The following is an 18,423-nucleotide window of genomic DNA, read 5'->3' as shown; positions in this document are numbered from 1 at the left end:
TTACAACCTCCTCCGGCATCTTTAACGTGGTCGAATCCCCTCAATAATAATCCGCTGCACGTTTTCAACCGTTTGATTGAAAAATACCTCATCGCGCAACGTCGCGCCTGTCACCGCCTCCACCTGAGGGGCGAAATCGGCGTAATGTTGAGTGGAAGCCCAAATCATAAAAATCAAATGCTGCGGGTCAATCGGCGCGAGTTTGCCGCTTTTTACCCAACCGGCAATCAGCGCCGATTTCTCATCAATTAATGCCTTCAAATCGCCCGTCAGTTCATCCATTAACAACGGCGCGCCTGCCAGCATCTCCATACAGAACAGGCGCGAAGCCTGCGGATAATCGCGTGAGACTTCCAGCTTCAGACGGATGTACTCTTTGATCGCCGCCAGCGGGGCGAAATCTTCACGAAACGCTTTTAACGGTGCCAGCCAGATATCGAGAATCTGCCGCAGCACGGCAATATACAGCGCCTCTTTTGACGGAAAGTAATACAGCAGATTGGTTTTTGAAACACCCGCCAACTCTGCGATCTGCTCCAGCCTTGTGCCGTGAAAACCGAATTGTGAAAAAGTGTCCAGTGCTGCGCTAAGAATCGCTTTTTTCTTCGCGCTCACTGCGCGCGAACGTTTACCCGTTGTTTTCACTGCGCCTTGCGTCATGCGCTCTCCCCTCTTGTAGATTGGCAACAGGATAGCAAAACCCCTGCCCGGCCTCGACCTTCTGCACTTTCATCGCGCACGGATGCATGTTTTATGTGCAACTGTTTTGACCGTTTAGTCCACTTTTTTCCAGATATTTTAGACAACTTAACATTAACATATTAATAACATTCACTTTTTAAAAACTGGCATCCGCTTTGCAAACAAACCATTACGCGGCTGAAAAGGATATGCAGGATGCAGCGCCCCGTCTGACTTTCACTTTACGAGACGAAGAGAGGTTGATGATGAAAATTGGCGTATTCGTACCTATTGGCAACAACGGCTGGCTCATTTCGACCCACGCGCCGCAGTACATGCCGACCTTTGAACTGAATAAAGCCATTGTGCAAAAAGCGGAGCACTGCCATTTCGACTTCGCCCTGTCGATGATCAAACTGCGTGGCTTTGGCGGCAAAACTGAGTTCTGGGATCACAACCTTGAGTCGTTCACCTTGATGGCGGGGCTGGCGGCCGTCACCTCGCGCATTCAGATTTACGCCACTGCCGCCACCTTAACGTTACCTCCGGCAATCGTCGCCCGTATGGCCGCAACCATTGACTCCATCTCTGGCGGGCGTTTTGGCGTCAACCTCGTGACTGGCTGGCAAAAGCCTGAGTATGAGCAGATGGGTATCTGGCCTGGCGATGACTATTTCTCCCGTCGTTACGACTATCTCACCGAATATGTTCAGGTGCTGCGCGACCTGTGGGGCACGGGCAAAAGCGATTTTAAAGGCGATTTTTTCACCATGAATGATTGTCGCGTCAGTCCGCAACCGAGCGTACCCATGAAAGTGATCTGCGCCGGGCAAAGCGACGCTGGCATGGCGTTCTCCGCTCAGTATGCCGATTTCAACTTCTGTTTCGGCAAAGGCGTAAATACGCCCACGGCTTTCGCCCCGACCGCTGCGCGGATGAAACAGGCCGCAGAGCAAACCGGGCGCGACGTTGGCTCTTATGTGTTGTTTATGGTGATTGCCGACGAAACCGACGATGCCGCTTGCACCAAATGGGAACACTACAAAGCGGGCGCGGATGAAGAGGCGTTAAGCTGGCTAACCGAACAAAGTCAGAAAGATACCCGCTCCGGTACTGACACCAACGTCCGTCAGATGGCCGATCCCACTTCGGCGGTAAACATCAACATGGGGACGTTAGTCGGTTCTTACGCCAGTGTCGCGCGCATGTTAGATGAAGTCGCAAGCGTGCCTGGTGCCGAAGGCGTGCTGTTAACCTTCGATGATTTTCTGTCGGGAATCGAAACCTTCGGCGAGCGCATTCAACCACTGATGCAGTGCCGCGCCCATCTCCCTGCGCTGACTCAGGAGGTGGCATGATGACGACCTTAACCGCTCGACCAGAAGCCATTACCTTCGATCCGCAGCAAAGTGCGCTGATCGTGGTGGATATGCAAAACGCTTATGCCACGCCAGGCGGCTACTTAGATCTCGCCGGGTTTGATGTCTCAACCACTCGCCCGGTCATTGCCAACATTCAAACCGCCGTGACCGCAGCGCGAGCGGCAGGGATGTTGATTATCTGGTTTCAAAATGGCTGGGATGAACAGTATGTCGAGGCTGGCGGCCCCGGCTCACCAAATTTTCATAAATCGAACGCCCTGAAAACCATGCGTAAGCAGCCGCAGCTGCAGGGAAAATTGCTGGCGAAAGGCTCCTGGGATTATCAACTGGTGGATGAACTGGTGCCGCAGCCTGGCGATATTGTGCTGCCGAAGCCGCGCTACAGCGGTTTCTTCAATACACCGCTGGACAGCATTTTGCGCAGCCGCGGAATACGCCATCTGGTTTTCACCGGTATCGCTACCAACGTCTGCGTCGAATCGACGCTACGCGATGGCTTTTTTCTGGAGTATTTCGGCGTGGTGCTGGAAGACGCAACACACCAGGCGGGGCCGGAATTTGCACAGAAAGCCGCGTTGTTCAATATCGAAACCTTTTTTGGCTGGGTCAGCGACGTCGAAACGTTCTGCGACGCGCTTTCTCCCACGACCTTTGCTCGTATCGCTTAAGGAGTTTAACGATGCCAAAATCCGTAATTATTCCCGCTGGCAGCAGCGTACCGCTGGCCCCCTTCGTTCCCGGCACACTGGCTGATGGCGTGGTGTATGTCTCCGGTACGCTGGCTTTTGATCAACATAATAACGTGCTGTTTGCCGATGACCCAAAGGCGCAAACCCGCCACGTTCTGGAAACTATCCGCAAGGTGATCGAGACGGCGGGTGGCACGATGGCGGATGTGACCTTCAACAGCATCTTTATTACCGACTGGAAAAATTACGCCGCGATTAACGAAATCTACGCCGAGTTTTTTCCGGGTGATAAACCGGCGCGATTCTGCATTCAGTGCGGACTGGTAAAACCTGACGCGCTGGTGGAAATCGCCACAATTGCGCATATCGCCAAGTGAGGCCGCGATGAAACTTTCACTCTCACCTCCCCCTTATGCTGATGCGCCCGTAGTGGTGTTGATTTCGGGTCTTGGCGGTAGCGGCAGTTACTGGTTACCGCAACTGGCGGTACTGGAGCAGGAGTATCAGGTAGTCTGTTACGACCAGCGCGGCACCGGCAATAATCCCGACACGCTGGCAGAAGATTACAGTATCACCCTGATGGCAGCGGAACTGCATCAGGCGCTGGTAGCCGCAGGGATTGAGCGTTACGCGGTGGTCGGCCATGCGCTCGGTGCGCTGGTGGGAATGCAGCTGGCGCTGGATTATCCCGCGTCGGTAACTGTGCTGGTCAGCGTTAACGGCTGGCTACGAATAAACGCCCATACGCGCCGCTGTTTTCAGGTTCGCGAGCAGTTACTACATAGCGGCGGCGCGCAGGCATGGGTGGAAGCTCAGCCATTGTTCCTCTATCCCGCCGACTGGATGGCGGCCCGCGCACCTCGCCTGGAAGCTGAAGACGCGCTGGCACTGGCGCATTTTCAGGGCAAAAATAATTTACTGCGTCGACTTAACGCCCTCAAACGCGCTGACTTTAGTCGCCATGCGGATCGCATTCGCTGCCCGGTGCAAATCATCTGCGCCAGTGATGATCTGCTGGTGCCATCAGCATGTTCCAGTGAACTTCATGCCGCCCTGCCCGATAGCCAGAAAATGGTGATGCGCTATGGCGGACACGCCTGCAACGTGACCGATCCCGAAACGTTTAATGCTCTGTTACTCAACGGGCTTGCCAGCCTGTTACATCACCGTGAAGCCGCCCTGTAAGGAATTGCTATGAACGAAGCCATTAGCCCAGGTGCGCTTAGTACCTTGTTCACCGATGCCCGCACTCACAACGGCTGGCGGGAGACACCCGTCAGCGATGAGACGTTACGGGAGCTTTATGCCCTGATGAAATGGGGGCCGACATCAGCTAACTGTTCTCCGGCACGGATCGTGTTTATCCGCACTGCAGAAGGAAAAGAACGTCTGCGCCCGGCGCTTTCCAGCGGCAATCTGCAAAAAACCCTGACCGCGCCCGTCACCGCGATCGTCGCCTGGGACAGTGAATTTTATGAACGGTTACCACAGCTGTTTCCTCACGGCGATGCCCGCAGTTGGTTTACCTCCAGCCCACAACTTGCCGAAGAAACAGCGTTTCGCAACAGTTCCATGCAGGCGGCTTATCTGATCATCGCCTGCCGTGCGCTGGGGCTGGATACCGGCCCGATGTCGGGTTTTGATCGTCAACACGTAGACGACGCTTTTTTTGCAGGCAGCACGCTGAAGAGCAATCTGCTGATTAATATCGGCTATGGCGATAGCAGCAAACTTTTTGCGCGCCTGCCACGTCTGTCCTTTGAAGAAGCCTGCGGGCTGTTGTAAGGAGCAAACTATGAACATTGTCGATCAACAAACTTTTCGCGATGCGATGTCCTGTATGGGCGCGGCGGTCAATATCATCACCACGGACGGTCCAGCCGGGCGCGCCGGGTTCACCGCCAGCGCGGTCTGCAGCGTGACCGATACGCCGCCCACATTACTGGTGTGCCTGAATCGTGGGGCGTCCGTCTGGCCGGTATTCAATGAAAATCGAACGCTGTGTGTAAATACACTTAGCGCCGGGCAGGAGCCGCTTTCAAACCTTTTTGGCGGCAAAACGCCCATGGAACAACGCTTTGCCGCCGCCCGCTGGCAGACTGGTGTGACCGGATGCCCGCAACTGGAAGAGGCGCTGGTTTCGTTTGACTGCCGTATCAGCCAGGTGGTGAGCGTCGGCACCCACGACATTTTGTTTTGCGCCATCGAAGCGATTCATCGTCACGCCACACCCTACGGGCTGGTGTGGTTCGATCGCAGTTATCACGCGCTGATGCGCCCTGCTTGTTAACCTCCTTAAGGAGACAGCTGATGGCAATGTTCGGTCTTCCTCACTGGCAGTTAAAATCGACCTCTACAGAGAGCGGCGTGGTCGCGCCGGATGAACGATTGCCGTTTGCTCAGACGGCAATAATGGGCGTTCAACACGCGGTGGCGATGTTTGGCGCGACGGTGTTAATGCCGATTCTGATGGGGCTGGATCCCAATCTTTCCATTTTAATGTCAGGGATCGGCACGTTACTGTTTTTCTTTATTACCGGCGGGCGCGTGCCCAGTTATCTCGGCTCCAGCGCGGCTTTTGTCGGCGTGGTGATCGCCGCAACGGGCTTTAACGGTCAGGGCATTAACCCGAATATCAGCATTGCGCTGGGCGGGATTATCGCCTGTGGGCTGGTTTATACCGTCATTGGCCTGGTGGTGATGAAAATCGGTACGCGCTGGATTGAACGGCTAATGCCGCCGGTGGTGACGGGTGCGGTGGTGATGGCGATTGGCCTGAACTTAGCGCCTATCGCAGTGAAAAGTGTATCGGCTTCGGCCTTTGATAGCTGGATGGCGGTAATGACGGTGCTGTGTATTGGGCTGGTGGCGGTGTTTACCCGTGGCATGATCCAGCGATTATTGATTCTCGTAGGATTAATTGTCGCCTGTCTGCTGTATGGCGTGATGACCAACGTTTTAGGGCTGGGAAAAGCCGTCGATTTTACTCTCGTCAGCCATGCTGCCTGGTTCGGTTTGCCACATTTTTCCACTCCTGCTTTCAATGGTCAGGCAATGATGCTGATTGCGCCCGTGGCGGTGATTCTGGTGGCAGAAAACTTAGGTCATCTCAAGGCGGTCGCCGGGATGACCGGACGCAATATGGATCCATATATGGGGCGGGCATTCGTGGGCGATGGGCTGGCAACGATGCTTTCCGGCTCTTTCGGCGGTAGCGGCGTGACCACCTATGCTGAAAATATCGGTGTGATGGCCGTGACCAAAGTCTATTCGACGCTGGTGTTTGTTGCTGCTGCCGTCATCGCCATGCTGTTGGGTTTTTCGCCGAAATTTGGCGCGCTGATTCATACCATTCCAGCACCGGTGATTGGTGGTGCATCAATTGTTGTGTTCGGGCTGATTGCCGTCGCAGGCGCAAGGATCTGGGTACAAAACCGTGTCGATTTAAGCCAGAACGGTAATTTGATTATGGTCGCAGTAACCTTAGTGCTGGGCGCGGGTGATTTTGCTCTCACGCTGGGCGGTTTTACGTTGGGAGGGATCGGTACAGCCACCTTTGGCGCGATTTTACTCAATGCGTTGTTAAGCAGAAGGTTGGTTGACGTTCCACCGCCAGAAGTTGTTCATCAGGAGCCATAAACAGAAAACCGCCGGGGTTACCGGCGGTGATGACTTTTTGACGAGCTTCAGACAAAAATGCATTCGTCCATTCGTCACTGATTAGTCCGGCTAGTTGTCACTTTTGCCGTGACTGCTCTTGCCACCTTTTTTACCTGCTTCTGATGCGCGCTGCGGGTCATTCTTGAAATTACCCCCGCTGTGCTGTCCACCTTTTTTACCTGCTTCTGATGCTCTTTCGCGGTCTTCTGCAAAATTGCCGGAACCGCCACGATGGTTTGCCATTACTGACCTCCGTCTGGGTATAGACATCATATTGCATAGAATTAACGCGGCGTATGGCGGCTGCCATATTTTCGCTACGTGGGACTAAGCTTAGTGAACTGACGCGGGCAGACCCGCGTTTAGTAATATCCTGCAACAGCTTCTTAGCGAGAATAGATATCATCTCCAATAATTATCCATAAGCCGCTCTTATGATTAAAAAAACGCGATGAGATAAAAATGTGTCATTTTGCGACAAAATTACGTGCTTGTGAAAGTTGTTATAAATCAAATAAGTGGTTGTGAAATTTGCACTCTGAAAAGGACGTCTTATCTTTAAATAAGTGGTAGCGAATCGCTACGGAATAGAGATAACACGAGGAGTGGTTAGAAATGGCTAAAGTTCTGGTGCTTTATTATTCCATGTACGGACATATTGAAACGATGGCACGCGCAGTCGCTGAGGGTGCAAGCAAAGTGGATGGCGCAGAAGTTGTCGTTAAGCGTGTACCGGAAACCATGCCGCCGCAATTATTTGAAAAAGCAGGCGGTAAAACGCAAACTGCACCGGTTGCAACCCCGCAAGAACTGGCCGATTACGACGCCATTATTTTTGGTACACCTACCCGCTTTGGCAACATGTCCGGTCAAATGCGTACCTTCCTCGACCAGACGGGCGGCCTGTGGGCTTCCGGCGCACTATACGGAAAACTGGCGAGCGTCTTTAGTTCCACCGGTACTGGCGGCGGTCAGGAACAAACCATCACATCCACCTGGACGACCCTTGCGCATCACGGCATGGTGATTGTCCCCATTGGCTACGCAGCGCAGGAATTATTTGACGTTTCACAGGTTCGCGGCGGTACGCCGTACGGCGCAACCACCATCGCAGGCGGTGACGGCTCACGCCAGCCAAGCCAGGAAGAACTGTCTATTGCTCGTTATCAAGGGGAATATGTCGCAGGTCTGGCAGTTAAACTTAACGGCTAATCTTCAACAGGAGGATACGCATGCCAACTCAAGAAGCGAAAGCTCATCACGTCGGTGAATGGGCATCTCTGCGCAATACGTCGCCGGAAATAGCCGAGGCCATTTTCGAAGTCGCCGGGTACGACGAAAAAATGGCGGAAAAGATTTGGGAAGAAGGTAGCGATGAAGTGTTAGTCAAAGCCTTTGCTAAAACCGATAAAGATTCGCTTTTTTGGGGCGAACAGACCATCGAACGTAAAAACGTTTAATCCGCGACTCCCCCGCTTCACGCGGGGGAGTTTTCTGTTATTTCACCGCTTCATTCAATACGCTATCAAACTTATCCATCGGGCAGAAACCGTTGGTATCTATCGGGCAACCGCTTAATTCCAGCGTCACGCGCTGAGCAGGTGCCTGAAGGGTTAACGCATCGGCATTACGTAACTGTTCCGCACTCTGGTACACATACTCGATTTTCATCAGGTCGCGATTGGCTTTGTTGTCATGCCAACGCTGGAAAACGATTTTGCCGCCAATCGGCGTGCGTTCGTTCTGGTCATGCAACTGATACGGTTTGAAATCCAGCGCCGTTAACAGAGAGGCAATGTTGGAGTCGTGCCCAACTAACACCGTGATTTTCGGTGCGCTGGTGCGATCGGTGACCAGGGCTTTGTCGATATAACTGACCAGCGGTTTCGCAACATTGCGCGCCACTTCCGGTGAGGTAAACAGGCTGTCCTGGTAGCCGTTTTTCAGCTTCGACAACACCTTCCACTGCTGGTCAGATTTGATTTCTCCCCAGGCCACCTGATCCATCGGAAAACCTTCGTAGTATTGCAAAGTAAACGCATCTACCAGCGAGTTGCCGACTTTCAGCGGCCCGGAAACACCTGGTTCTTGTTGATACTTGGCGCTAAAGGTATTTTTGCCATCCACCAGCGAACACTGTTGTTTCTCTTTACAGGCAGGGGAATCTTTATAGTTAACGATTTTTTCCAGTAGCTGGTAGCTGTCGGTAAGCTGGAGTTTGCTGAGCTCTTTCTCCATTGCCGCCACCGCCTGTTCACTGAATGCGGCGGAATCATCGGTGATCACCGGGTTAAAGGTTGGGTCCAAGGTGCCCATTTTTTCCTGGTGATGCACAGGAATATCACAGCCGGGGAATGCGCCGGTAATAAAGAACTGTGCGGTCGCAACGGTACGTTGCAGACTATTGGCATAGGCATAAACGGTGTCCGGCGGCGGGCATTCCCCCGATTTTACCATCCCCTGCTCTGCCAGCCATTCACGCATGTAATGGCCCATATACACTTCGAGCACGCCACCTTTGGTGGTGAGTTGCCCACCGGGGACGTCCCATTCTGGCCATTTATTCGGCGTCGACTGCTCCAGCACACTGCCATTGTTCGCCAGCGGCGCACGTAAGTTATGGCGGCTCATCATGAGCACTTGCTGTAGCTGATAGCCTTCCGGTACGGTTTGTGCCTGAGTATTTGAAGCGAGTAAAACTATCCCTGCCACAGTTGCGGCGATTAGCGTTTTGTTCATTCCTGGCACCTCTTTTGTTATCAATCACTAAAGAGTGTGACAGAAATATGACATTTTTCCGGGAACAGGTTCGCAAAATGGCTTGTTGAGCGCCTGTTTTTGTATCTTCATCTTTAAAAACAGGCAAGTTATGACGCAAAACTATACCTGATTAGCCCCTGCCTCATGCACGCCGCTGATGATTACACCTGTGGCTAAACAGAATATCAGCGGCGTTACCAATACAGAGGCAATATTTACCAATAAAAAAGTGTGAGACTAATAACAATGGTTTTTAGCACATGCCCTTGTCAGTAAATTGCATAACGATTTAAATAGTCGAGTTGCGCATTCATTTCCTTATTGTTTAACTTGTAAGCCTGAGCAAAAAGTTCAGGAGGGAGGTAAACGTCATAATGATTGCCAGTGTTCATCAAATAACCATACTCAAGATCTTCATCTGTTGAAAAGGATTCATTCCCCAAGGAGATTGATGCCACATTACTATTAACAATAAATAATGAGCAAATGCTATCTGAAAGAGCAGTGAGGAAATTTTTCACCTCATTAATCCTCTTCTCTGGGTCGGTGTCTAAAACAAGGTGTGTCTTGTTATCATTAAATATAAAATCGGGTAAATTCAGTATGCATTTTTTGTCATTCAAGCAACTATCAATAAATTCTTTTTTAAAAAACAAAAAACTCCATGATAAAAAACCACCCCGCCCCTGAATTTTGTTGTCAGATTGTAGATCAACGCCAAATAACGTCTTTACATCTTCCCTGAGATTATAGAATGCCGTATCAACAAGAACCTCGATCGTTTTTTTATCAACCATTTTAATGAATTCGTCGTAAACTTCCTTTTGCGTCTTATAACTGACCAGCGCCCATGAATAATCATGTTGTTTTAAAACCAGTATAGCTCTTAACAGACAATATCCATCGCCATCTACAGGAGCATATTTTAATCCTAATGCCTGGTTAGTTTCACTCTGAATAAAAGATATACCAGACAAATCAATGCCAGAATCCAAATCAGATATTCCCGGCGTATTTATCCGCGCTGGCTGGATACTCATATTTTCATTATCATCCAAACAATACTCAGAAAAAACATCATCACACGCAGTAATGTTTTCAATATATTCCATAAAGCCATACCAATAATAACCTTTAAAATCTGTGATAGACTCTGACCCTCTGCCCGGTAAGGACACTCTAACAATATTAACATCTTCAACATATTGTATAGTATATGTAATACCTCCTGAAACCCCTGAATAAATTTGTTTATCATTAGTACGCAATGTTTTCATAAATAATGATAAATCATTATCATTCTGTATTTCCTCAAATTCTTTTTCTAGTGAATCGCATTCCAGGCATGGAATGTAGTCTTCAGCTTGTTGACGTCTGATTTCTTTATACAACCGCATAAAACACACCAGTGTGTTTTCAAAAAGCGTGATTGAATATGTTTGATTTTTTTTGTACTCATTTTTTATATCGTTCCAGGCTTGCTTCAAATAATTATTTGCAGTGCAACTAATTCCATGTATATTACCCATATATAGCGCCTATAAAATTTAATAAATAATGACGCACTAGTAAAACTTAAAGTGCCTGTTTCAACTATCAAAAATCGCTCACCCTTTTTCACCTGTTTAAAATATGTTCAACACCCCACCTTGAGGCGACCTCCTCTCCGCGATGATTTCAATAACATATTCTGTGTTGGCATATGAAATTTTGAGGATTACCCTACACTTATAGGAGTTACCTTACAGGGGTTCCTTCAATTTGTGTTGATTTACGCGAGATAACGCTATGGAATTAAAGGATTATTACGCCATCATGGGCGTGAAACCGACGGACGATCTCAAGACAATCAAGACCGCCTATCGTCGACTGGCCCGCAAATACCATCCTGATGTCAGCAAAGAACCGGATGCCGAAGCCCGCTTCAAAGAGGTCGCTGAAGCCTGGGAAGTGTTAAGTGATGAACAACGTCGCGCTGAGTATGATCAGATGTGGCAACATCGCAACGATCCGCAATTTAACCGTCAGTTCCATCATGGCGACGGTCAGAGTTTTAACGCCGAAGATTTTGACGATATCTTCTCGTCAATTTTCGGTCAGCATGCCCGCCAGAGCCGTCAACGCCCCGCCACACGCGGCCACGATATTGAAATCGAAGTGGCGGTATTCCTCGAAGAAACGCTTACTGAGCATAAGCGTACCATCAGCTATAACCTGCCGGTTTATAACGCCTTTGGCATGATCGAACAGGAAATCCCGAAAACGCTGAATGTGAAGATCCCGGCGGGCGTCGGCAATGGTCAACGCATCCGCCTGAAAGGCCAGGGGACGCCGGGCGAAAACGGCGGTCCAAATGGCGATTTGTGGCTGGTGATTCATATTGCGCCACATCCGCTGTTTGATATTGTCGGCCAGGATCTGGAAATTGTGGTGCCGGTTAGCCCATGGGAAGCGGCGCTGGGTGCTAAAGTCACCGTTCCAACACTGAAAGAAAGCATTTTGCTGACTATCCCGCCTGGCAGCCAGGCAGGGCAACGATTGCGCGTTAAAGGCAAAGGTCTGGTGAGCAAAAAACAGACCGGCGATCTGTATGCGGTACTGAAAATCGTGATGCCGCCGAAACCGGATGAAAACACTGCCGCGCTATGGCAGCAACTGGCAGACGCCCAGTCGTCTTTTGATCCACGTAAAGATTGGGGGAAAGCATAATGGCTAATGTTACGGTGACTTTTACTATTACCGAATTTTGCCTGCATACCGGCATCTCTGAAGAGGAGCTGAATGAAATTGTCGGTTTGGGGGTGGTTGAACCGCGTGAGATCCAGGAAACAACCTGGGTATTTGACGACCATGCCGCCATTGTGGTGCAACGCGCAGTACGCCTGCGTCATGAACTGGCTCTGGACTGGCCGGGGATCGCGGTGGCGCTGACGTTAATGGATGATATTGCGCACCTGAAGCAGGAAAACCGCCTGCTACGCCAGCGGCTTTCCCGGTTTGTAGCTCATCCGTGATGTGTGTTTGCCGGATGTGATGACGCATCCGGCAACTGCGTCCTGATGCCTGATGCGACGCTAAACGCGTCTTATCAGGCCAACAAACGACGTTATCTGTTTTGGTGGTCGCATTCCACTAACACCAGCAATAACTGGCTTAGTGCCGCGTAAAAACCGAAACTGTCGTACTGATGGCAACGCGCAGCAAACTCTGGTAACCATTGTCGCAGCGCCGTCAGTGTTTTTTGCCGCAGATTGTCGATTCTTCGCGCAGGAACGCTCCCCTCTCCCAGCGAAAAATGCAGATGGCTGAGCAATTCGAGATAGATCGCCAGATGATCTGCCGGTTCGTTGAAATTGCCGCTGGTTTCCATCCCTGCCTCAACTAACAAGCGGTTAATCTCTTGCTCGTCCTGTTTGTAGGCCGATGCATATGGCAGCGCCGCTTGTTTGTCGGTCATCAGAAACAGGCCGCAAAAGTCAGCGGCCAGTTCCAGACGGGCATCGTCACGTACTGTCAGAGTGGCAATACTGTTTTCCAGCCCATTCACCGCCGCAGTGAGCGGAGGTTCGCTTTTCAGCAACGAAAACCATTCAGCCATCTGCGCACTGGCGATTTGCGTCAGTTGTTCATCGTCCAGTTCACGGGAGAACAACTGCGCCAGCCAGGCGTAAACACAGGCAATCTGTTGTGCTGTCAGCGTGGTCATGATTTCACCTGCGACGCGGGAACATATTCGCACTGCGCCACCATCTCCACAGGGCCGTTAAACGCCGTCACCTGCTCCACTGTTCCGTTGTACTTCTCAATTTCCACCAGCGTAGTGTGCGCACTGGTCGCCTGCGCCAGCTGCGAAGTACCGATGTCGATGGTCAACACGTTGGGGTTACCGTATTTGCACAGCGCACCAGGCTCGCCGCCTTTATCTGGATCGTACCATGCCCCTTCGTGAATTCGTGCCACGCCGGGTGCATAGCGGTCAGAAACCACTGCCCCTGCCAACACCTGACCGCGAGCGTTAAAGACGCGTACCACATCACCGTTACGAATACCGCGCGCGCTGGCATCCTGCGGGTTAATGAACACTGGCTCTTTACCCGCTACCGTATATTGCTGACGCAGCGTTTCCGACTCACATAACTGCGAGTGAAGTCGGAAATCCGGATGCACAGATTGCAGATGCAACGGATACTTCTGCGAGCCGGGCCCACCGTGGGAGCGTTCGATTTTCTCAAACCACATCGGATGCCCCTGACAATCGTCGTAGTTCATATCAGCGATGGTTTTCGAATAGATCTCAATCAGGCCACTCGGCGTGCCCAGCGGTTCGAGATCCGGATCTTCGCGAAATGCCTGGTGGCGAACAAACATCTGCGGATGATCAAACTCGACGTACTCCTTGTTATTCCAGAAGTCATCAAACGCTGGCAGATGAACGCCGCGTCCTTTGCCTTGTTGTACACCTTCCTGCCAGATGCGTTTCAGCCAGCCCATTTCGTCCAGCCCTTCGGTAAAGGCTTCTTCGCGATTAAAGCGGCGGCACAGCTCGCGGAAAATATCAAAGTCGTTGCGCGCCTCGAACTGCGGCGGCACCACCTGTTTCATGGCGATAATGCCACGGTTGGAGTGGTTGCCGTACTGGTCGAGATCGTTACGCTCAAACTGCGTGGTCGCAGGCAGCACGATATCGGCAAAGCGGCAGGTTGAGGTCCACTGGTTATCTATGGCGATAACCGTTTCCAGCTTGCGCCAGCCTTCAATAATGCGGTTGATCTGCTGATGACGATGGAACGGGTTAGTTCCGGCAAAAATACACATTTTCAGCGGCGGCAGTTTTACCGATTTACCGTTCCAGTTGATCACTTTCCCCGGTTCGAGGATCGCATCGACAAAACGGGCAATCGGAATGGTGCTGCTGTAGCCTTTGTAATCACTGTTGTCGTGAACAGGCGGAACCGACGAAGAGCCGGAGAAACCACTCAGAATAACGCCTTTACGTCCCGGCGTGCCTGCGCCGTTATAGTGCCAGCCAAAACCAAAGCCACCACCTGGCAGGCCAATTTGCCCCAGCATCGCCGCCAGAACCACAATCATCCACGCCCACTGTTCACCGTGCTGCATACGCTGTACGCACCAGCCAGCAATAATCTGCGTTCTGTTCGCCGCCATCTGCCGCGCCAGCCCACGAATGGTTTCGGCATTAATGCCAGTCAGTTTTTCAGCCCATGCGGCATCTTTCGGCTGACCGTCTTTCTCACCCAGCAGATACGGCAGGAACTGCTCAAAACCTACACAGTAGTTAGCGAGGAAGTTTTTGTCGTACAGGTTTTCACTGTACAGCGTATGCGCCAGAGCCAGTTGCAGCGGCACGTCAGTTTGCGGGTTAACCGCAATGTGCTTCACATGCTCGCGCCCCAGATACTCATGGGTGGATGTGACAACCGGATCGATGCTGATGACCTCAATTTCACCGGCGGCGACTTTCGCTTTTAGCTGCTCGTAATATTCATAAACATCGTGATCCGGGCACCACCAGTTCGCTTGCTGGTTTTTCAGCAAATCGGAGCCCCACAGCACAATGGTTTTGCTGTTCTGCAATACCAGCGGCCAGGAGGTTTGCTGTTCATACACTTCCATCGAACCGACTACGCGCGGCAGGATCACCTGCGCAGCACCGGTAGAGTAATCTCCGCCCGTACCAACGCTATTACCATGCAAGGCAATCGCTTTCGCCAGCATCCCCGAAGCGTTATGGAACATCCCCGTCGATTGCCAACCACTGGCGGTCAGCAAGGCACTCGGCCCGTGAGTTTTCTGTACGCGTTCCAGTTCTTCATAGAACATGTCGAGGGCTTCATCCCAGCTCACGCGCACAAAACGGTTATCACCGCGCTGGGAGGTGTCGCTCAGATGGCGCTTACGCAGCCAGTCCACGCGTACCATCGGGTAACGAATACGCGCCGCGTTGTGTACGTGATCCGGCAATCCGGCAATCATTTTCGACGGATATTTATCCAGTTCGAACGGTTTTGCCGCCACAAAGCGACCATCCTTCACCGTCGCGCGGATAGCCCCCCAGTGCGACCCGGTAAGAATGCCCTCTTTCGAGGTGACAGCCTTAGTCGCCGCTTGCGCCGCAGTCGCACTGCGCGGCGTTAACAATGACGGCCCCAGCATCCCGGCGACGGTTAAGCCGCCGAGTTGTGCCAGAAAACGCCGACGTGATGCCTGAAAGAGATCGTTATTGTTCATTATTTTTCTTCCTTCTTATCGCCGTGAGCCTTACCTGCGGTGTCAGACGCATTCATTTGCAGATATTTCAACAAGGTGCGTTCTTCACGTTTATCGAGGCTGGTAAAGCCAATCATGCCGTTGAGCGTGCCGATCCAACCGTTAGCGTCAAAGTGAGAGATTTCCGGTGCGCCGTGGCACTGGTTACAGGTGCCGTTGTACAACGAATCAGCATAAGCCCAGATCGGTTTGATATCGTTCACCATGTCACCTTTCTTCATCCACGCAGTGGCCTGCAACTTGCTCCACTCGGTATTGGTGTCGGCAACGGTGGTTTTCTCCAGCGTTTTCACCTGCTGCTGCACATCACCACGAATCGAGGCAACAAAGATGCGTTTGCCAGGGAACTGGGTGAGTACACGCTGACGTCCGGCGCTTTCTGTCCAGCCGGTAATTTCAATTTGCAGCCAGTCGCCGTCACGTTTAAGGACTTTCACTTCCGAGGCAGGCAGCAGAGAACCAGAGGCTTCTTTATCGCCTTTCGCCGTATAAATCGGCTTAATATCAATGGAGTACAGTGTGTCGCCACTGTCATTAGCACTGGCGCGCAGCTCATCGAACTGCTTACGGAAGCCACTACTCATATCCGGCAACTGGTGGGCAATACCTTTATGACAGTCGATGCAGGATTGATTATCTTTCGCTGCCACCTTCATCTGACGTGCCGCTTCAGGATGCTGCTTGGCATGATCCATCGCATCGTAGTTATGGCAGGAGCGGCAGGTTGCCGAGTTGTTTTCTTTCATTCGCGCCCATTCACGCTCGGCAAGTTCCGCGCGTTTGGCTTCGAATTTTTCAGGTGTATCAATAGAGTGGGCAATAAAGGTCTGGTAGATATCGTTGCTCGCTTCCAGTTTGCGCTTCACCATGCCTGGAATATCCGGCGGGATATGACAGTCATGGCATTCAGCTCGCACGCCAGAGGCGTTCTGGAAATGCACCGACTGTTTATATTCTTCATACACCGGTTGCATACTGTGGCAACTGACACAAAATTCGGTTGTGCTGGTGACTTTGATCCCAACGTGTGGCAATACAATCAGCGCAATGCCAATCACAATCCCAATAGCGACCAGCGCCAGTACCGACCAACGAGCACTGGGTCGGCGTAACGCGCTCCAGAGTTTCCGCATAATAGCCCCTGTAAAATTATGGTTTAGTGAAGCGATCTTAATGAGTAAATATGAACAGCGGCACTGGTCAGGATGAACGGCTTACGGCAGAATATGAACAGATATGAACAGAATGAGTAAAATCCTCTGATGCCACATCACATTGTTATTGTTGAAGATGAGCCGGTTACCCAGGCGCGATTACAATCTTACTTCACTCAGGAGGGGTATACCGTTTCCGTTACGGCGAGCGGTGCCGGGCTGCGGGAAATTATGCAGAATCAGCCGGTGGATTTAATTCTGCTGGATATCAATTTGCCCGATGAAAATGGCCTGATGTTAACCCGCGCCCTGCGGGAACGCTCAACGGTGGGGATTATTCTGGTTACCGGACGCAGCGATCGAATTGACCGTATTGTTGGGCTGGAAATGGGCGCAGACGATTACGTCACCAAACCGCTGGAACTGCGCGAACTGGTAGTACGGGTGAAAAATCTACTCTGGCGAATCGACCTCGCGCGACAAGCTCAACCGCACACACAGGACAACTGCTATCGCTTTGCCGGTTATTGCCTGAATGTGTCGCGCCATACGCTGGAGCGGGATGGCGAGCCGATTAAACTGACCCGCGCAGAGTATGAAATATTGGTGGCATTTGTGACTAATCCGGGCGAAATTCTCAGCCGTGAACGTCTGCTGCGTATGCTTTCTGCGCGTCGGGTGGAAAACCCTGACCTGCGCACCGTCGATGTGTTAATTCGTCGTTTACGCCATAAACTCAGCGCGGATTTACTGGTGACGCAACATGGCGAAGGTTATTTCTTAGCCGCTGATGTGTGCTGATAAAAATAGACCGGACGAAATCCCCCTGGTGACAGCGAGCGGCGGATATGTTCACGGTCGGCATTTTTCGGCGTCAGAACTAAAATCGGTGGGCTGACATTATCAGACACCGATTGCCCCTGTAATTGCCTGATGGCCTGCTCAACCGCCAGTTCCCCCTGCCAGACCATCTGATCGCTGGCAGCCATAATCACCCTTCCCCGCTTCAGCCCGCGATACACCTGATGTGAAAGATAAAACGACACCACGGTAAGCGGTGTTTTCAGGTTACGCCCTTCCCCCATTGCCGCCTCTGCCGCAATGGCCGTTCCGGCAACGACGTCGATTTCTGGATGGCGTTCCAGCATCTCCTGCAACAGGTTACGCTGGATTTCAATATCGTTGTCACCGAGCGCAATATCGACAATACGCACCGGGCTTCCGGCAATGGCTGCTCGAAAACCCTCGACCATCTCCTTACTGCCCCCAGCGTTATCGGGGCCGGGCATCAACAGCACGTTCAGTGGTTTACCGTGCGCCCATTGCACCAGATATCGCCCTGGTTGATAGCCCATCTGAAACCAGGGCACACCAACGCGGCTTTTCACCTGGGGAGCATCAATAGCATTTACCAGTTCAATCACCGGCAGACTTGCTACCTGCTTTTGCAGGTCGGGAAATGACGTCGTGCTACTACCGAGCAAAATGGCCTCTGCGCCCCACTGTTTACACTGGTCGATTTGTGCTTGCTGGGTAGCCAACTGGCTGTAGCCGCCTGCCTCCAGCACTTTTAAATCCACACCGTAGCGGCGAGCAGCCTCCTGCATACCATAGTTCAACGATAACCAGTATGAATCTTTCAGGCTGGGATAAAGCGCGCACAGTTTCCATGCACGTTTGGCTTTAAGCGGCGTAGAGGGTTGCACCGAGAAATGCTGCGCATCATGCCAGCGCAACAGGTTATCAGCCGAAAAACCAGGCAACATGAAAAGGGAAAGAAGTAAAAATAGCAGTACGCGCATGATAGCC

At 51.7% G+C, this 18,423-nt stretch carries 20 protein-coding genes; 12 read left to right on the top strand and 8 right to left on the bottom strand.

Annotated features, from left to right (window positions below):
- Positions 1 to 21 precede the first annotated feature (21 nt).
- On the bottom strand, positions 22 to 660 hold the full coding sequence (gene rutR / locus ACJHX3_RS05570; RefSeq protein ID WP_000191701.1) for an HTH-type transcriptional regulator RutR: 639 nt from the start codon (positions 658 to 660) through the stop codon (positions 22 to 24).
- 287 nt (positions 661 to 947) lie between these two features.
- Between rutR and rutA the strand changes: the two genes are divergently transcribed.
- From rutA to rutG, 7 genes are read left to right on the top strand one after another with little or no spacing between them, the layout of a single operon-like run.
- On the top strand, positions 948 to 2,039 hold the full coding sequence (rutA, locus tag ACJHX3_RS05565) for a pyrimidine utilization protein A (protein ID WP_140427131.1): 1,092 nt from the start codon (positions 948 to 950) through the stop codon (positions 2,037 to 2,039).
- Positions 2,039 to 2,731 (top strand): peroxyureidoacrylate/ureidoacrylate amidohydrolase RutB, encoded by a 693-nt coding sequence (gene rutB / locus ACJHX3_RS05560; protein WP_001308546.1) that lies wholly within the window; start codon positions 2,039 to 2,041, stop codon positions 2,729 to 2,731. Before rutA ends, rutB begins: the two co-directional genes overlap by 1 nt.
- Positions 2,732 to 2,742: 11 nt before the next feature.
- Positions 2,743 to 3,129, top strand: coding sequence for a 3-aminoacrylate deaminase (gene rutC, locus ACJHX3_RS05555; protein ID WP_001126795.1), 387 nt, complete (start codon positions 2,743 to 2,745; stop codon positions 3,127 to 3,129).
- Between the two features lie 7 nt (positions 3,130 to 3,136).
- The gene (gene rutD / locus ACJHX3_RS05550) at positions 3,137 to 3,937 is read left to right on the top strand and encodes a pyrimidine utilization protein D (RefSeq protein WP_001544440.1); all 801 of its coding nucleotides are present in this window, start codon (positions 3,137 to 3,139) and stop codon (positions 3,935 to 3,937) included.
- A 9-nt stretch (positions 3,938 to 3,946) separates the two neighbouring features.
- Positions 3,947 to 4,537 carry a malonic semialdehyde reductase gene (locus ACJHX3_RS05545; protein WP_033869667.1) on the top strand — a complete coding sequence of 197 codons (591 nt, stop codon included), beginning with the start codon at positions 3,947 to 3,949 and terminating at the stop codon, positions 4,535 to 4,537.
- A gap of 10 nt (positions 4,538 to 4,547) precedes the next feature.
- Positions 4,548 to 5,042, top strand: coding sequence for an NADH-dependent FMN reductase RutF (gene rutF, locus ACJHX3_RS05540; RefSeq protein WP_033869666.1), 495 nt, complete (start codon positions 4,548 to 4,550; stop codon positions 5,040 to 5,042).
- Between the two features lie 20 nt (positions 5,043 to 5,062).
- Positions 5,063 to 6,391 carry a pyrimidine utilization transport protein G gene (rutG, locus tag ACJHX3_RS05535; protein WP_094308139.1) on the top strand — a complete coding sequence of 443 codons (1,329 nt, stop codon included), beginning with the start codon at positions 5,063 to 5,065 and terminating at the stop codon, positions 6,389 to 6,391.
- A gap of 90 nt (positions 6,392 to 6,481) precedes the next feature.
- On the opposite strand, the gene ACJHX3_RS05530 is transcribed toward rutG, so the two are convergent.
- On the bottom strand, positions 6,482 to 6,655 hold the full coding sequence (locus ACJHX3_RS05530; RefSeq protein ID WP_001273658.1) for a general stress protein: 174 nt from the start codon (positions 6,653 to 6,655) through the stop codon (positions 6,482 to 6,484).
- 372 nt (positions 6,656 to 7,027) lie between these two features.
- Here ACJHX3_RS05530 and wrbA point away from each other — a divergent pair, with 372 nt between their 5' ends.
- Positions 7,028 to 7,624 (top strand): NAD(P)H:quinone oxidoreductase, encoded by a 597-nt coding sequence (gene wrbA, locus ACJHX3_RS05525; protein WP_001151437.1) that lies wholly within the window; start codon positions 7,028 to 7,030, stop codon positions 7,622 to 7,624.
- 20 nt (positions 7,625 to 7,644) lie between these two features.
- Positions 7,645 to 7,872 carry a YccJ family protein gene (locus tag ACJHX3_RS05520; RefSeq protein ID WP_001143120.1) on the top strand — a complete coding sequence of 76 codons (228 nt, stop codon included), beginning with the start codon at positions 7,645 to 7,647 and terminating at the stop codon, positions 7,870 to 7,872.
- 37 nt (positions 7,873 to 7,909) lie between these two features.
- Here the strand turns inward: ACJHX3_RS05520 and agp are convergent, their stop codons facing one another.
- Together agp and ACJHX3_RS05510 are read right to left on the bottom strand one after the other, a co-directional pair.
- Positions 7,910 to 9,151, bottom strand: a complete 1,242-nt coding sequence (gene agp, locus ACJHX3_RS05515) for a bifunctional glucose-1-phosphatase/inositol phosphatase (RefSeq protein ID WP_094308137.1) — start codon at positions 9,149 to 9,151, stop codon at positions 7,910 to 7,912.
- A gap of 290 nt (positions 9,152 to 9,441) precedes the next feature.
- The gene (locus tag ACJHX3_RS05510; RefSeq protein ID WP_094308136.1) at positions 9,442 to 10,701 is read right to left on the bottom strand and encodes a YccE family protein; all 1,260 of its coding nucleotides are present in this window, start codon (positions 10,699 to 10,701) and stop codon (positions 9,442 to 9,444) included.
- A gap of 259 nt (positions 10,702 to 10,960) precedes the next feature.
- Here ACJHX3_RS05510 and cbpA point away from each other — a divergent pair, with 259 nt between their 5' ends.
- Both cbpA and cbpM read left to right on the top strand, forming a co-directional pair.
- Positions 10,961 to 11,881: a curved DNA-binding protein gene (cbpA, locus tag ACJHX3_RS05505; RefSeq protein WP_000420621.1), complete on the top strand. Its 921-nt coding sequence runs from the start codon at positions 10,961 to 10,963 to the stop codon at positions 11,879 to 11,881.
- Complete coding sequence (gene cbpM, locus ACJHX3_RS05500) at positions 11,881 to 12,186, top strand: chaperone modulator CbpM (protein ID WP_000024560.1); 306 nt, start codon at positions 11,881 to 11,883, stop codon at positions 12,184 to 12,186. Before cbpA ends, cbpM begins: the two co-directional genes overlap by 1 nt.
- A 92-nt stretch (positions 12,187 to 12,278) precedes the next feature.
- Here cbpM and torD read toward each other — a convergent pair whose 3' ends face one another.
- The 3 genes from torD to torC are packed head-to-tail and all read right to left on the bottom strand — an operon-like array spanning position 12,279 to position 16,593.
- Positions 12,279 to 12,878: a molecular chaperone TorD gene (torD, locus tag ACJHX3_RS05495; RefSeq protein ID WP_094308135.1), complete on the bottom strand. Its 600-nt coding sequence runs from the start codon at positions 12,876 to 12,878 to the stop codon at positions 12,279 to 12,281.
- The gene (gene torA, locus ACJHX3_RS05490; protein WP_094322065.1) at positions 12,875 to 15,421 is read right to left on the bottom strand and encodes a trimethylamine-N-oxide reductase TorA; all 2,547 of its coding nucleotides are present in this window, start codon (positions 15,419 to 15,421) and stop codon (positions 12,875 to 12,877) included. Before torA ends, torD begins: the two co-directional genes overlap by 4 nt.
- Positions 15,421 to 16,593, bottom strand: a complete 1,173-nt coding sequence (gene torC / locus ACJHX3_RS05485; RefSeq protein WP_094322066.1) for a pentaheme c-type cytochrome TorC — start codon at positions 16,591 to 16,593, stop codon at positions 15,421 to 15,423. The genes torA and torC overlap by 1 nt, the downstream gene beginning before the upstream one ends.
- Before the next feature lie 129 nt (positions 16,594 to 16,722).
- On the opposite strand from torC, the gene torR reads away from it, so the two are divergent.
- Positions 16,723 to 17,415, top strand: a complete 693-nt coding sequence (gene torR, locus ACJHX3_RS05480; protein WP_024044537.1) for a two-component system response regulator TorR — start codon at positions 16,723 to 16,725, stop codon at positions 17,413 to 17,415.
- Here torR and torT read toward each other — a convergent pair.
- Positions 17,388 to 18,416 carry a TMAO reductase system periplasmic protein TorT gene (gene torT / locus ACJHX3_RS05475; protein ID WP_024044538.1) on the bottom strand — a complete coding sequence of 343 codons (1,029 nt, stop codon included), beginning with the start codon at positions 18,414 to 18,416 and terminating at the stop codon, positions 17,388 to 17,390. The two genes, torR and torT, sit on opposite strands and share 28 nt — an antisense overlap.
- Positions 18,417 to 18,423: the final 7 nt, after the last annotated feature.

The organism is Escherichia sp. WS1265, assembly GCF_046487585.1.
Lineage (GTDB): Bacteria > Pseudomonadota > Gammaproteobacteria > Enterobacterales > Enterobacteriaceae > Escherichia > Escherichia coli.
This window is presented reverse-complemented; position numbering and strand designations above follow the sequence as displayed.